The following is a 14,219-nucleotide window of genomic DNA, read 5'->3' on the forward strand; positions in this document are numbered from 1 at the left end:
ATTTTATTTTTGGCATTCAGAGAGGTGGTATATGTTAGATTCTGTTATTAATACAATTGGAATGTGCTTAATCGGCGGGAAGTATATGCTAATGATCATCCTGGCAGGTATGGCGTTCTTTTCTGGCGCAGCAAGTTTTGAGCTGATGATGGTACCAGGCGTACAGCCAGCAGAGTGATCCAAACGGATAAATCGTTACACAAGGCACAAAGAGCAAAAAGCAAAAAGCAAAAAGCAAAAAGCCAGCAACACTGCATGCCGCTGGCTTTCGATGGTCTATCGTTTGTATAGCAGGGTTACATTAACTTTCCATGTAGCCCTTAGGCATGTCAATTTGCGCGACACCCGATTCAACCGCAGCCACCGCCACCGCTTTTGCTACGCGAGGCAGTAAACGAGGATCCATTGGCTTTGGAATAATGTATTCTGGACCAAAGCTCAGGCTCTCAACACCTGCCGCCGCCAGCACTTCAGCAGGCACTGGCTCTTTCGCAAGTTCACGAATCGCCTTCACCGCCGCCAGTTTCATCTCATCATTAATTTGGCTCGCACGTACATCCAGTGCGCCACGGAAGATGAATGGGAAACACAGCACATTGTTGACTTGGTTCGGGTAGTCCGAACGGCCCGTCCCCATGATCAAATCATCGCGAACCGCATGGGCAAGTGCTGGCTTGATTTCAGGATCTGGGTTTGAACATGCAAATACCACAGGCTTATCAGCCATCAGTTTTAATGCATCTGGCGACAGTAGATCAGGACCTGAAACGCCGACAAAGATATCCGCGCCTTCAATCACGTCCTCTAGGGTACGCTTGTCTGTGTTGTTCGCGAACAACTGTTTGTATTCGTTGATGTCATCACGACGGGTATGGATCACCCCTTTACGGTCCAGCATATAGATCTTCTCACGCTGGGCACCACACTTGATCAGCATCTCCATACAAGCAACAGCGGCTGCGCCTGCGCCGAGACAAACAATCACAGACTCTTCGATTGTTTTACCTTGCAAGTCCAGTGCATTCAACATACCCGCAGCGGTGACAATCGCAGTACCGTGTTGGTCATCGTGGAATACAGGCACATTACAGCGCTCAATCAGGCGTTTTTCGATTTCAAAACAATCCGGTGCTTTAATATCTTCTAAGTTAATACCACCAAAGGTGTCGGCGATATTAGCAACGGTATCGACAAACTCATCAATAGTGCGATGCTTCACTTCGATATCAATCGAATCTAAGCCAGCAAAGCGTTTGAATAGTAGCGACTTACCTTCCATTACTGGCTTAGATGCCAGTGGACCTAAATTACCTAGGCCAAGGATCGCAGTACCATTGGTAATAACAGCAACCATGTTGCCTTTACCTGTGTACTTATAAACATTTTCAGCATTCTGCGCGATTTCACGCACAGGCTCAGCGACACCCGGGCTGTATGCTAATGCTAAGTCTTCTACCGTATCGGCAGGTTTCGTCAGAGAAATAGCAGTTTTACCTGGAACTGGGTATGCGTGGTAATGAAGTGCTTGTTGGCGGAAATCTTCAGACATGATGTTCTGGTCCTGATGATAATGGAGGTAAAGATACGATGCTGAACAATTACCTGACGTTATAATAATACGTCAGTTTAGAATTCGTGCGAGCCAGATCATATTCTATAGCGAGTAAAAATCCTAGCTCAGCAAAGCTGGTCGAGCCAATCGAATTACGAATTTCGCTAACAAGATTGAAAAAAGGGGTAGAAAGCGTGTCACAAATTCTCCACCTTGGTTTTTTCGTCTAAAAACCGATAGATAGCATTACTTTCTGTGTGGTTTTATTCGGGGTAAGTTTGCACATTTGTAATCAAATTATTACCAGTGCGACGTGATAGTTCAGCGGGGAAAGAGGTATCGTAGAAAACAAAAAGGGACGCTTGCGCGTCCCTTTTGGCGGTATTATCCAAGCAAAAATTATTTGCTTGTAAGCGCACCGAAACGCTTGTTGAATTTGTCGATACGACCACCAGTGCTAACTTGACGTTGCTTACCAGTGTAGAACGGGTGACATTTGTCACAAACATCAAGGTTGATGTCTTTGTTCATTGTAGAGTTAAATTCAAACGTGTTACCGCAAGAGCAACGAGCACTTACAGCTTTGTATTCTGGGTGAATACCTACTTTCATTGGGATAACCTCAAATAAAGGCCGTGTCGCTCTCCCGATCCAAAGCCGGGCACCACACGCGTTAAAAAATAGTTACCGCACAAGGCGATAATTCAGGCGGCGTATAGTAATCAATCGCACCGCACAGATCAACTAATGATGGATTATTCCCCACTAAAAGTCGCACTACCCTTTTAACAGCCTACTCATCAAGCATTTGGGATACCCCGTTAGGCAAGGTACACTGCCTACCTTATTCACGCTAAAACTAATGCGGATTTGCAGTTTACGATGACGCTCGATATTGCCAAAGTGGCACTACCAGTACCTCTGGACAAAACGTTTGATTACCTCATCAAACCTAATACCTACCCTGTGATTGGCGGGCGCGTACGCGTACCTTTTGGCCGCCAGCACTTGATTGGTATCGTGGTGGCGTTGAGTGACCAATCCGACTTCCCACGGGCGCAACTCAAGCCTCTTGGCACCGTTATCGACAGCGAAATGCTATGGTCCCCTGCACTGTTTGGGTTATTAAAGTGGGCAAGCCAATACTACCAATACCCGCTCGGCGATACGCTAGCCAATGCGATGCCAGCCCTATTGCGTAAAGGTCGTGAAGCCTCACCTACCGCCTTAAAGAGTTGGGCATTAACGGAAGCCGGGAAAAACCAGCCGTTCACGAGCCTTAAACGCGCCCCACGCCAAGTCCAAGTGCTTACTGTGCTTCAACAGGGGGTGACCAGCCATGAAGATCTGCTAGCGCAAGAAGTTAGCTCCGCCACCTTAAAAACCTTGGCAGAGAAAGGCTGGATTGAAGAAAGAGTTGAACAACCCAAGCAAAATCATTGGCTAAAACATTTTGAAGTGACAGAAGAAAAGCCGCGCTTGAATGAAGAGCAAGCCCTGGCAATTGCGACCGTTAATTGCAATCCAGATTATGGCTGTTATTTACTGGAAGGGGTGACAGGTTCAGGGAAAACCGAAGTCTATCTCAACCTGTTAGAACCGATTTTAGCCGCAGGCAAACAGGCGTTGATTTTAGTGCCAGAAATTGGCCTAACCCCACAGACCATTAACCGCTTTAAGCGTCGCTTTAATGTGCCATTAGAGACTATCCACTCTGGCCTCAATGACACCGAACGTTTATCAGCATGGCTAGCGGGACGCGATAACCAAGCAGGTATCATCATAGGGACACGCTCTGCGTTATTCACCCCCTTTGCGAACCTTGGCATCATCATTGTGGATGAAGAGCATGACGTCTCTTACAAGCAGCAAGATAGCTTGCGTTATCACGCCCGTGATATTGCCGTGCTCCGCGCCAACAAAGAAAATATCCCAGTGGTGTTAGGTTCTGCGACGCCCGCATTAGAAAGCCTGCATAATGCCAAAACAGGTAAGTATCACCACCTCACCCTGACCCAACGTGCAGGAGCGGCCCAAAAAGCCCGTCACGGCGTACTGGATATCAAAGGGCTGTATTTAGAGTCAGGACTATCGGCACCGTTAATCGCGCAAATGCGCAAACACCTGCAGGCAGGTAATCAGGTCATCCTATTTTTAAACCGTCGGGGCTTTTCACCAGCCATCATGTGTCATGAGTGTGGCTGGCTCGCCGACTGTCAACGCTGCGACATTCACTACACCTTCCACCAGCAAACGGGGGAATTGCGCTGCCACCACTGTGGTGGACAACGTCCGATCATGCCGCAGTGTGGCGATTGTGGTTCAACCCAGCTGATCCCTGTCGGTGTCGGTACCGAGCAACTTGAACAACAACTTGCTACCTTATTTCCTGAATACAAAGCCGTACGGATTGACCGCGATAGCACTCGCCGTAAAGGAGCACTAGAGAACTATTTAGAAGCGATCAAAAATAACGAATACCAAATTTTAATTGGCACTCAAATGTTGGCGAAGGGACACCATTTCCCTAACGTCACCTTAGTGGCTTTGATTGATGTGGATAGCGCCCTTTTTAGTAATGATTTTCGTGCCTCCGAGCGCTTAGCCCAACTGTTCATCCAAGTAGCAGGGCGCGCAGGCCGTGCCAGCAAGCCAGGTGAAGTGATGCTGCAAACTCACCACCCTGACCATGCTTTGTTACAAGATTTACTGCACAAAGGCTACGACAGCTTTGCTACTGCCGCGCTTAATGAACGCAAACAAGCATGGTTGCCACCTTATACCTACTTAGCCTTGATGCGGGCCGAATCTAACGATAATGATCAAGTACTTCAGTTCTTGCAGCAAGTCCGAAACACCTTTGAAGCAAGCCCGAGGTTTAATCAAGATGTATGCATTATGGGCCCCAACCCAGCCCCATTAGCACGTCGCGCGGGGCGTTACCGTTGGCAATTATTATTGCAAGCTCCCGATCGAAAAACCTTGCAGCAGCTACTCAGTATTGCCAAGCCGATGGTGCAATTATTACCCCTAGCCAAAAAGGTTCGGTGGTCGATAGATGTTGAACCTCAAGATTTGACTTAAAATAGGCAATGCGAGCTAGATCACATACCGAATGTAATTTATGCCATGATAGCCATGTTTAATTTATGTAGAAATGCCTACAATAATGAGCTTGTCGGTTTAGGTATCTGCCCGCTTTGGCTATGGTCCTCCGACAATTTTATGAGAGAAATCATAGAGAGGAAGTGCAACTATGGCGACAATGAAGGATGTTGCCCAGCTCGCCGGCGTATCTACAGCCACGGTATCCCGTGCTTTAATGAACCCGGAAAAAGTGTCGGCATCAACCCGTAAAAAAGTTGAGCAAGCTGTCATGGAAGCTGGTTATTCACCGAATTCACTAGCAAGAAATCTCCGTCGTAACGAATCAAAAACCATCGTCACAATTGTGCCTGATATTTGTGACCCTTATTTCAGCGAGCTCATTCGAGGTATCGAAGAAGCGGCGATGGAGCATGGTTATTTGGTCTTATTGGGTGATAGCGGCCAACAAAAAAACCGCGAAAATTCATTCGTCAATCTGGTCTTTACCAAGCAAGCAGATGGGATGCTGTTATTAGGCACCGACCTGCCATTTGATGTCAGCAAACCTGAACAGAAAAACTTGCCACCACTGGTAATGGCCTGCGAATACTCACCTGAGCTCGAACTGCCAACCGTACAAATCGACAACCTAACAGCAGCATTTGAGGCGGTTAATTACCTGACGCAAATGGGGCATCATCGTATCGCCCAAATTTCAGGGCCAGACACTGCACCACTGTGTCATTTCCGCTCGCAAGGCTATCAGCAAGCACTACGCCGAGCAGGGATTGAACTTAACCCAGCATATACTGTGAAAGGCGATTTTTCGTTTGCCGCAGGCGCGCGCGCTGTAACCGCACTATTATCGTTACCTGAGCCACCTACCGCGCTATTTTGTCACAGCGATGTGATGGCAATTGGTGCCATGCAGCAAGCTAAACGTCTCGGCTTACGGGTTCCTCACGATATTTCGATTGTCGGTTTTGATGATATTCAATTTGCCGAATACTGCGATCCACCACTAACAACCGTCTCGCAGCCTCGCTACGAAATTGGCCGCCAAGCCATGCTGATGTTGTTGGAGTTACTGAAAGGTAAAGATGTGCAAGCAGGTTCACGCTTATTGGATGCCAAACTGGTTATCCGCGAAAGTGCGGCACCACCTCCGGCATAAGCCAAGCCTGTCGTAACCGCAGACTCAACACTGTGAGCTTATCGTTTTGCGTATAAGCTCACAGTTATCACGTCAATTATCCCCCTCTTTCAGCCCTAAATTGACTCTGCCACTAGTCAGTATCCACCCAAGTTTGTACCATAGCGATACCGATTTCTTTGTACTGTCAGCATTGTGGCCACTAAAGATTATGTAAAGCGCGGGCGCGCGCCAAAAAAGCCAGCTAATAACCGTCGTAAATCAACTGCGACCCGTTCTTTTCCTATCAAATGGGCAATCATTGCCATACTTTTGGTGGGCGCATTAGGCTATGGCTTATATTTTTTAGCAACCAGCGATCCTGCGCCAGCTCAACCACAAATCACCCAACCGAAAAAGGTGAAACCACAAGTTGCCAAACCTGCTGTGGTTACCCCAAAATCAGCCACCAAGCCGAAAGCTGATTTACCGCCAAAACCGGAAGAGAAATGGCGCTATATCGAAGAGCTTGAAAACAAAGAAGTGAAAGTTGAAACCAAAAAAGAGCAAAAACCAAGTCGCCCTTACTTAATGCAATGTGGCGCCTATCGCACATTGAAACAAGCTGAAGAACGTAAAGCGATGATCGCTTTCCAAGGCTTAACCAGCCAAATAAAAGTCGCACAAGGCGAAAAAGGTGACTGGTATCGTGTGGTACTTGGCCCTTACCCACAAAAACGTAAAGCGGAAAGTGACCGCAACCAACTACGTCGTGGCGGTATCGAGCCCTGTGCCATTTGGTATTGGGAGTGGTAATAGGCACTATTTCCCCACTCTGATTTACAATAAAAAAGGATGTTTCGGCATCCTTTTTTGATCCCCCGCACCGTGACCACCTTGAAATTTCCCACCACCAACCCAAGATTAGAATGATATCGAAACCGGCACTGAAGGCCGGCGCAAACCAAAGAGGTTTCCCCGTGACAACTATTGTATCTGTACGTCGAAACGGAAAAGTCGTTATCGCAGGTGATGGTCAGGTTTCCCTGGGCAATACTGTGATGAAAGGTAACGCGCGCAAAGTCCGCCGTTTATATAACAATAAAGTACTGGCAGGTTTTGCTGGCGGTACTGCTGATGCATTCACGCTATTTGAGCGCTTTGAACGCAAACTGGAAATGCACCAAGGCCACCTGCTGAAATCGGCGGTGGAACTTGCAAAAGACTGGCGTACCGATCGTGCGCTACGCAAACTTGAAGCCTTATTGGCCGTGGCCGATGAAACCGGCTCATTAATTATCACGGGTAACGGTGACGTGGTTCAGCCTGAAAACGATCTGATTGCGATTGGTTCTGGTGGTAACTTTGCACAGGCAGCCGCAACCGCACTGCTTGAAAACACCGATTTAGGTGCGCGTGAAATCGCAGAAAAATCGCTCAACATTGCTGGCGATATCTGTGTATTCACCAACCATAACCATACCGTTGAAGAACTAGAGACCAAGTAAGGAAGTTGCCATGTCTGAGATGACTCCACGCGAGATTGTTCACGAACTTGATCGCCACATTATCGGTCAAGATAAAGCGAAACGCGCAGTCGCTATTGCTTTGCGTAACCGCTGGCGTCGCATGCAGCTTCCAGAAGAGCTGCGTGTTGAAGTCACCCCAAAAAACATTCTAATGATAGGTCCTACAGGTGTCGGTAAAACCGAAATCGCCCGTCGTTTAGCCAAACTGGCAAACGCCCCTTTCATTAAAGTTGAAGCAACCAAGTTCACCGAAGTGGGCTATGTAGGTAAAGAAGTGGAAACCATTATCCGCGACTTAACCGACGTTGCAGTAAAAATGACTCACCAGCAAGCGATGGAAAAAGTAAAATTCCGCGCTGAAGAACAAGCTGAAGATCGTATTCTTGATATCTTGCTGCCACCTGCTCGCGATGCATGGGGACAAAATGAAGAAGGCGATAGCAACTCGGCCACTCGTCAATCTTTCCGCAAGAAACTGCGCGAAGGTAAACTTGACGACAAAGAAGTTGAAATTGATATTGCTGCGCCGCAAATGGGTGTGGAAATCATGGCGCCTCCAGGTATGGAAGACATGACCAACCAACTGCAAGGTATGTTCCAAAACCTGGCGGGTAACACCTCGAAAAAGCGTAAGATGAAAATCAAAGACGCGATGAAAGCCGCAACCGAAGAAGAAGCGGCCAAGTTGGTCAACCAAGAAGAGCTAAAAGAACAGGCTATCTTCGCGGTGGAGAACAATGGCATCGTGTTCTTAGACGAGATCGACAAAATCTGTAAGCGTGGTGAATCATCAGGCCCAGATGTGTCACGTGAAGGTGTTCAGCGCGATCTACTGCCACTTGTTGAAGGCAGCACAGTATCAACCAAGCACGGCATGGTAAAAACCGATCACATCCTGTTTGTGGCTTCGGGTGCATTCCAAGTTGCAAAACCCTCAGATCTGATCCCTGAACTGCAAGGTCGTCTACCGATCCGTGTTGAGTTAGAAGCCCTAACAAGCCATGACTTCAAGCGTATCCTGACGGAGCCAAATGCATCGCTTACCGAGCAATACCGTGCTCTGATGGCGACAGAATCGGTTGAGATCTCGTTTACTGAAGACGGCATCGATAAACTGGCAGAAGCGGCATGGCAGGTGAATGAGCGCACTGAAAACATCGGTGCTCGCCGCCTACACACTGTGATGGAGCGTTTGATGGAAGAGCTATCTTACGATGCCTCTGAAAAAGCCGGTGACGCCATGGTGATCGATGCAGCTTACGTGACTGAGCGTTTAGGTGAATTGGTTGAAGACGAAGATCTAAGCCGCTTCATTTTATAATACCGTCTCACACGACACGTAATACCACACCCAACGGCGCATTGACTGCGCCGTTTTTTTATCCGAAATTTATTTACCTCACCACACTCCCCTAGGCCGAATCTATCACGACACTAAGCCCACTCTTTTACCCACAAAATACAGGGAGAGCACATGGAATGAATGTCATATATAGCTCACAATTTTTGTTCTGAAACAAACATTGTTGCGATAAATTTGCCCAACGAGCGAATTGCGCCATAATAGCCATTCGATACATAGCTAAGTACGACATTATGAAATCATCTTCTTCACTCGCGATTTGGTTAGATGCAGCTCGGCCGAAAACACTGCCGTTAGCGATTGCATCCATAGTTTGTGGTAGCGCAGTGGCAGGATGGCAAGGAAGTTTTTCTGCATCAATCTCAGCACTGGCACTACTGACAGCGCTGTTACTACAAATTTTATCCAATCTGGCCAATGACTACGGAGACGCGGTCAAAGGGACAGATAACGATGACCGCCTTGGGCCTCAGCGCGCGATTCAGTCAGGTCTTGTCACGCCACAAGCCATGCGCACCGCCATGGGTTTAAATATCGTGTTAACCGTTGTTAGCGGGTTAACCTTGATCTTTTTAGCCTGTAATAATTTACAAGACATGTTTGGCTTTATGCTACTGGGCTTAATGGCGATTGCCGCTTCTATCGCCTATACCGTTGGCAATAAGCCTTATGGCTACCGTGGACTGGGCGATTTATCGGTTTTAATGTTCTTTGGTTGGCTGGGTGTCGCTGGCACTTACTACCTTCAAGCTGGACAAATCGATTCAGTGATCATGCTACCCGCGACAGCCTGTGGTTTACTGGCGGTGGGCGTGCTCAATATTAACAATCTGCGCGATATCGACAACGATCGCGCTTGCGGCAAACTAACGTTGGCAGTACGCATGGGGCCAGAATGGGGCCGCAAATATCACTTATTTTTACTGAGTGGTAGTGTACTTTGTTTAGCCTTATTTGCCTTACTAGAGATGCATTCTCCGTTTGGCTGGCTCTTCGTATTAAGTACACCCCTGCTGTTTAGCCACGGTAAGAAAGTCCTGCAATCTGCTGATGGTGCAGCCCTTCGCCCTATGATGGCAACCATGGTTAAATGTGCCCTGCTAACCAATATCTTATTTGCGGCAGGGGTTATGCTGTCTTAGTGCATCACACCGTATATAACTAACGGTGAGATCGCGCCTTCAAAGTGCGTTTTGGCCGTTAGTCACTTATTGCAATGCCCTTCTAGCTGGTTATACTTTCAACACGTTAGAACAATATTGATAATCCTTTATTGATCACCTGATTGACCCAATCAGCCTTTCGCACCATTCGCCACAACAAGAAGTGAACTTATGGAATACAACACCTCAGAGCTATGCGATATCTACCTCGATAAAGTAGATGTAGTAGAGCCGATGTTCAGCTCTTACGGCGGCCGCAGCTCGTTTGGCGGCCAAGTCACCACCATAAAATGTTTTGAAGACAATGCGCTGATCCATACCGTATTAGAGCAAGAAGGCGCAGGTCGCGTGCTGCTGATCGATGGTGGTGGTTCATTACGCCGAGCGTTGATTGATGCGGAGCTGGCCCAACTGGCAGCGGATAACGAGTGGGAAGGTATTATTGTGTATGGCAGTGTTCGCCATGTCGATGAACTTGATGAGCTCGATTTAGGCATCCACGCATTAGCGTCTATTCCAGTGGGAGCAGATGAGCAAGGTGTGGGTGAAGTGGATGTGGCAGTGAACTTTGGTGGCGTTACCTTCTTACCCGAAGATCATATCTATGCCGATAATACCGGTGTGATCTTATCGCAAGACCCGCTCGATATCGACTAACTGCACCACTAGCGGGACAACAGCCGTTAGTGAAACTATCACGATGGTGAGTGACACCCTCCATCGTGATCACAAGATGCAGCTCAGCCAGCTGGGCTGCATGTCAAAGCTAGAGTTATTCCAATCTGGGGAAGATTGGTAATCAATTACTCTACGCCTTCCATTTTACCTAGTAGGTTACGCACGCGATCTTGCCAAGCATTGTGATCGTTACGAAGTTTTTCGTTATCTTGCATTAGCTCTTCACGGCCTGAACGTAGTTCCTGCGCTTCCATTGCTAGACTATCTTTTTGTTCTTTTAGTTCTTCAATTTCCATTTGTAGCAGAGAAATTGTATCAACCGCCATCTGTACTTTTGATTCTAGCTTTTCCAACATTTCTAATGACATAAAGTTCACCTGATTGTAGGCTCGCCCCTTCGCCTAAACCCTTATAAGACGCGGCACGAGCGTGTTTAATATGCGATGTTGAAATCTATTCTAACCACGCAGAGGCTATCAAGCATCCCCTAATACTGTGCTTTTTTGCAAGTGATTAAAAAAAGAACAATTTTGATGATCATTTTGCATACCGCTGCCGTGTTATTCACTCTGTCATTAACTGTGCACCTTTGTGCAATCCACAGGTGACATGGTTCTGAATGTTCATCCGCGCCTTTCGCTCACCCCAAATGGCTCTAACCTGCATGAATAGGCAGGCAGGCCAGTGTAATAATTCAGTCTAAGTCGCTTAAACAATGCGTAGAATTGCGATCTCAATCTATTTTCATGCAGCCTCACCATGCTACTTTTTATCTTGATCGTATCTCTCTTGGATTTATCCAAGATTTGCCCTCTCTGGCACATCCGACCTACTTTAGGTCGGATTTTTTATGTCAATTCAACCACATACCCACAAAGTGGTAGTTTGTAATGTTGCTTTTCGCGCATTTAAATACTCATTTAGTCAAAATGAGATTTCAATCATAAAACACGCAAACGCTTGCGCGTTTACGCATTGCTATCTTCCTTTTATGCTCGAACGCACATTATTCGCGCGGAAATATTTTCATAATATCGGCACACAGCACCTGGCTGTGAAATAACTATAAAAAACGATACCCCTACAACATATCGATAAAAGGACTGAAAGATGACCAACTCAAAACAACACACCCTCCTCGGAGAGTGTATCGCTGAGTTTATAGGAACAGGTTTGCTGATCTTCTTCGGCGTCGGATGTGTCGCAGCACTTGTGTTAACTGGTGCGGAATTCGGCCAGTGGGAAGTCAGTATCATGTGGGGCCTTGGGGTTGCACTTGCTATCTACTGTACAGCAGGTGTCTCCGGTGCTCATATCAACCCAGCAGTTACCATCGCACTTGCACTCTTCCACGGCTTTGATAAACGCAAAGTCGGTCCGTACATTGTGGCCCAAGTTCTTGGTGCTTTCTGTTCGGCGGCGCTTATCTACGCACTTTACAGCAACCTCTTTACAGAATTCGAAGCCGCGAATCAGATCGTCCGAGGCAGTGAAGCCAGCCTAGCAACCGCAGGGGTTTTCTCAACTTACCCGCATGCAGCCCTGTCTTTTGGTGGCGCATTTGCGGTTGAGTTCGTGATCACCGCCGTACTGATGTTTGCCATTCTGGCGATTGGCGATGATAAGAACGGTGCACCACGTGGCGCTATGGGCCCACTATTGATTGGTATTCTAATCGCCGTTATCGGTGGCTCTTTAGGTCCACTAACTGGGTTTGCAATGAACCCAGCGCGTGACTTTGGCCCTAAATTCTTTGCCTTTATGGCGGGATGGGGTGACATGGCGCTCACGGGCGGTAAAGATATCCCATACATGATAGTCCCAATTCTAGCGCCTATCTTCGGTGCATGTTTTGGTGGCTGGTTATACCCTAAAGTGATTGGTACCTACCTACCGGGCAACAACTGTACGTTACCAAACAAATGCGAAGGCGATGCCGAGCAAGAAACGGCCAGTGCTTAAACGCATTCGCATGCAACAAACATAAAAATAGGATGCCAGCCCGACTCTGCGTCTGTGCTCGGGCTGAAGATAGCGTCCATCTCTACTACCCTATAAAAATATATCGAGGAAAATGTTATGACCACTGAGCAAAAGTACATTGTTGCACTTGATCAGGGTACGACTAGTTCCCGCGCGGTTGTGCTGGATCACAACGCCAATATCGTCTGTACGTCCCAACGTGAATTCACTCAAATTTACCCTAAAGCGGGCTGGGTTGAGCACGATCCACTCGAGATCTACGCAACCCAAAGCTCAACCTTAGTGGAAGTGCTAGCCAAAGCGGGTATCCGTTCCGACCAAGTCGCGGGTATCGGTATCACTAACCAACGTGAAACCACCATTGTTTGGGATAAGAATACAGGTAAGCCTGTTTACAATGCGATTGTATGGCAATGCCGCCGTACAGCTGATATTTGTGAAGGCCTGAAAGGTGAAGGGTTAGAAGAGTATATCCGTGAAAACACCGGCCTGGTGGTTGACCCGTATTTCTCGGGTACCAAGATCAAATGGATCTTAGATAACGTTGAAGGTGCACGCGAAGAAGCAGAAGCTGGCAACCTATTGTTCGGTACCGTGGATACTTGGCTGATCTGGAAGATGACTCAGGGACGTGTTCACGTGACTGACTACACCAATGCGTCACGCACCATGGTGTTCAACATTAATACCCTACAGTGGGATGAAAAACTACTCAAAGCACTCGACATTCCATTGTCTATGATGCCAGAAGTGAAACCATCTTCTGAAGTCTATGGCCAAACCAACATTGGTGGTAAAGGCGGTACCCGTATTCCAATCTCAGGCATTGCTGGTGACCAACAAGCCGCACTATTTGGTCAAATGTGTGTGGAACAAGGCCAAGCAAAGAACACCTATGGGACAGGCTGTTTCTTGCTGATGAATACAGGCAAAGAAAAAGTAACCTCGCACAATGGTCTACTGACAACGCTCGCCTGCGGACCGAAAGGCGATGTGGCTTACGCATTGGAAGGGGCGGTCTTTATGGGCGGTGCATCGGTGCAGTGGCTACGTGATGAAGTGAAACTTCTGAGCGATGCTAGCGACTCTGAATACTTTGCAGAGAAAGTGGGCAGTGCAAATGGCGTGTACGTAGTACCAGCCTTCACAGGATTAGGCGCCCCTTACTGGGACCCGTATGCGCGTGGTGCGATTGTGGGTCTAACACGTGGTGTTAACTCAAACCACATCATTCGTGCCACACTAGAAAGTGTGGCCTACCAAACTCGTGACGTACTGGATGCGATGCAGGCGGATTCAGGCATCAAGCTCGCAAGCCTACGTGTTGATGGCGGTGCCGTTGCTAACAACTTCTTGATGCAGTTCCAATCAGACATCCTTAACACTGAAGTACACCGCCCTGTCGTCACCGAAGTCACAGCGCTGGGTGCAGCTTACCTTGCTGGCCTTGCGGTGGGTTTCTGGGACAGTATCGATGAGCTACAAGACAAAGCGGTACTCGATCGTAACTTCTCACCTTGCGCCAACGACAAAAAACGTGATCGCCGCTACCGTGGCTGGCAACGTGCGGTGGAATGTGCCAAAGGCTGGGCTATCGACGAAGATTATGACGACGAATAATCCTCAGTGATCACGCCCCCTCTTTAAAGGTTCCCCCTCAAAAAAGGTCTGCACACGCAGACCTTTTCTTTTCCTAAATCTTTATTTTCTCGTCCACTACAGACGCATGCTG

At 47.7% G+C, this 14,219-nt stretch carries 13 protein-coding genes; 10 read left to right on the top strand and 3 right to left on the bottom strand.

Features of this window, described 5'->3' with window-relative positions:
• Positions 1 to 31 precede the first annotated feature (31 nt).
• Entirely contained in the window at positions 32 to 178 is a 147-nt protein-coding gene (locus L4C35_RS10215; protein WP_428462768.1) for a hypothetical protein, read from the top strand.
• Positions 179 to 301: 123 nt separating this feature from the next.
• Here L4C35_RS10215 and L4C35_RS10220 read toward each other — a convergent pair whose 3' ends face one another.
• Positions 302 to 1,549 carry a malic enzyme-like NAD(P)-binding protein gene (locus tag L4C35_RS10220; RefSeq protein WP_428462769.1) on the bottom strand — a complete coding sequence of 416 codons (1,248 nt, stop codon included), beginning with the start codon at positions 1,547 to 1,549 and terminating at the stop codon, positions 302 to 304.
• A 402-nt stretch (positions 1,550 to 1,951) separates the two neighbouring features.
• Entirely contained in the window at positions 1,952 to 2,164 is a 213-nt protein-coding gene (rpmE, locus tag L4C35_RS10225; RefSeq protein WP_048898866.1) for a 50S ribosomal protein L31, read from the bottom strand.
• A 270-nt stretch (positions 2,165 to 2,434) separates the two neighbouring features.
• Between rpmE and priA the strand changes: the two genes are divergently transcribed.
• The 7 genes from priA to rraA all read left to right on the top strand — a co-directional run bounded on the left by priA (position 2,435) and on the right by rraA (position 10,483).
• A complete protein-coding gene (gene priA, locus L4C35_RS10230; RefSeq protein ID WP_428462770.1) occupies positions 2,435 to 4,636 on the top strand; it encodes a primosomal protein N' in 2,202 nt (733 codons plus the stop codon).
• A gap of 172 nt (positions 4,637 to 4,808) precedes the next feature.
• The gene (gene cytR / locus L4C35_RS10235; protein WP_428462771.1) at positions 4,809 to 5,813 is read left to right on the top strand and encodes a DNA-binding transcriptional regulator CytR; all 1,005 of its coding nucleotides are present in this window, start codon (positions 4,809 to 4,811) and stop codon (positions 5,811 to 5,813) included.
• Positions 5,814 to 5,987: 174 nt separating this feature from the next.
• On the top strand, positions 5,988 to 6,587 hold the full coding sequence (locus L4C35_RS10240; RefSeq protein WP_428462772.1) for an SPOR domain-containing protein: 600 nt from the start codon (positions 5,988 to 5,990) through the stop codon (positions 6,585 to 6,587).
• A 164-nt stretch (positions 6,588 to 6,751) separates the two neighbouring features.
• Complete coding sequence (hslV, locus tag L4C35_RS10245) at positions 6,752 to 7,279, top strand: ATP-dependent protease subunit HslV (protein ID WP_048898862.1); 528 nt, start codon at positions 6,752 to 6,754, stop codon at positions 7,277 to 7,279.
• A gap of 10 nt (positions 7,280 to 7,289) precedes the next feature.
• The gene (gene hslU / locus L4C35_RS10250; protein WP_428462773.1) at positions 7,290 to 8,621 is read left to right on the top strand and encodes an ATP-dependent protease ATPase subunit HslU; all 1,332 of its coding nucleotides are present in this window, start codon (positions 7,290 to 7,292) and stop codon (positions 8,619 to 8,621) included.
• A gap of 275 nt (positions 8,622 to 8,896) precedes the next feature.
• Complete coding sequence (locus L4C35_RS10255; RefSeq protein ID WP_428462774.1) at positions 8,897 to 9,805, top strand: 1,4-dihydroxy-2-naphthoate polyprenyltransferase; 909 nt, start codon at positions 8,897 to 8,899, stop codon at positions 9,803 to 9,805.
• Between the two features lie 192 nt (positions 9,806 to 9,997).
• Entirely contained in the window at positions 9,998 to 10,483 is a 486-nt protein-coding gene (gene rraA, locus L4C35_RS10260) for a ribonuclease E activity regulator RraA (RefSeq protein ID WP_428462775.1), read from the top strand.
• Positions 10,484 to 10,629: 146 nt separating this feature from the next.
• Here rraA and zapB read toward each other — a convergent pair whose 3' ends face one another.
• The gene (gene zapB / locus L4C35_RS10265) at positions 10,630 to 10,872 is read right to left on the bottom strand and encodes a cell division protein ZapB (RefSeq protein ID WP_428462776.1); all 243 of its coding nucleotides are present in this window, start codon (positions 10,870 to 10,872) and stop codon (positions 10,630 to 10,632) included.
• 742 nt (positions 10,873 to 11,614) lie between these two features.
• Between zapB and L4C35_RS10270 the strand changes: the two genes are divergently transcribed.
• On the top strand, positions 11,615 to 12,466 hold the full coding sequence (locus L4C35_RS10270) for an MIP/aquaporin family protein (RefSeq protein WP_428462777.1): 852 nt from the start codon (positions 11,615 to 11,617) through the stop codon (positions 12,464 to 12,466).
• 117 nt (positions 12,467 to 12,583) lie between these two features.
• Positions 12,584 to 14,107, top strand: coding sequence for a glycerol kinase GlpK (gene glpK, locus L4C35_RS10275; protein ID WP_428462778.1), 1,524 nt, complete (start codon positions 12,584 to 12,586; stop codon positions 14,105 to 14,107).
• Positions 14,108 to 14,219: the final 112 nt, after the last annotated feature.

The sequence above is a fragment of the Photobacterium kagoshimensis genome (assembly GCF_050337045.1).
GTDB lineage: Bacteria > Pseudomonadota > Gammaproteobacteria > Enterobacterales > Vibrionaceae > Photobacterium > Photobacterium kagoshimensis.

Excerpts from the sequence above, each read along its gene's own strand:
- priA (WP_428462770.1), top strand. The coding sequence starts at position 2,435 with ATGACGCTCGATATTGCCAAAGTGGCACTACCAGTACCTCTGGACAAA.
- zapB (WP_428462776.1), bottom strand. The coding sequence starts at position 10,872 with ATGTCATTAGAAATGTTGGAAAAGCTAGAATCAAAAGTACAGATGGCG.
- cytR (WP_428462771.1), top strand. The coding sequence starts at position 4,809 with ATGGCGACAATGAAGGATGTTGCCCAGCTCGCCGGCGTATCTACAGCC.
- rpmE (WP_048898866.1), bottom strand. The coding sequence starts at position 2,164 with ATGAAAGTAGGTATTCACCCAGAATACAAAGCTGTAAGTGCTCGTTGC.
- L4C35_RS10215 (WP_428462768.1), top strand. The coding sequence starts at position 32 with ATGTTAGATTCTGTTATTAATACAATTGGAATGTGCTTAATCGGCGGG.
- rraA (WP_428462775.1), top strand. The coding sequence starts at position 9,998 with ATGGAATACAACACCTCAGAGCTATGCGATATCTACCTCGATAAAGTA.
- hslU (WP_428462773.1), top strand. The coding sequence starts at position 7,290 with ATGTCTGAGATGACTCCACGCGAGATTGTTCACGAACTTGATCGCCAC.
- L4C35_RS10270 (WP_428462777.1), top strand. The coding sequence starts at position 11,615 with ATGACCAACTCAAAACAACACACCCTCCTCGGAGAGTGTATCGCTGAG.
- L4C35_RS10255 (WP_428462774.1), top strand. The coding sequence starts at position 8,897 with ATGAAATCATCTTCTTCACTCGCGATTTGGTTAGATGCAGCTCGGCCG.
- L4C35_RS10220 (WP_428462769.1), bottom strand. The coding sequence starts at position 1,549 with ATGTCTGAAGATTTCCGCCAACAAGCACTTCATTACCACGCATACCCA.
- glpK (WP_428462778.1), top strand. The coding sequence starts at position 12,584 with ATGACCACTGAGCAAAAGTACATTGTTGCACTTGATCAGGGTACGACT.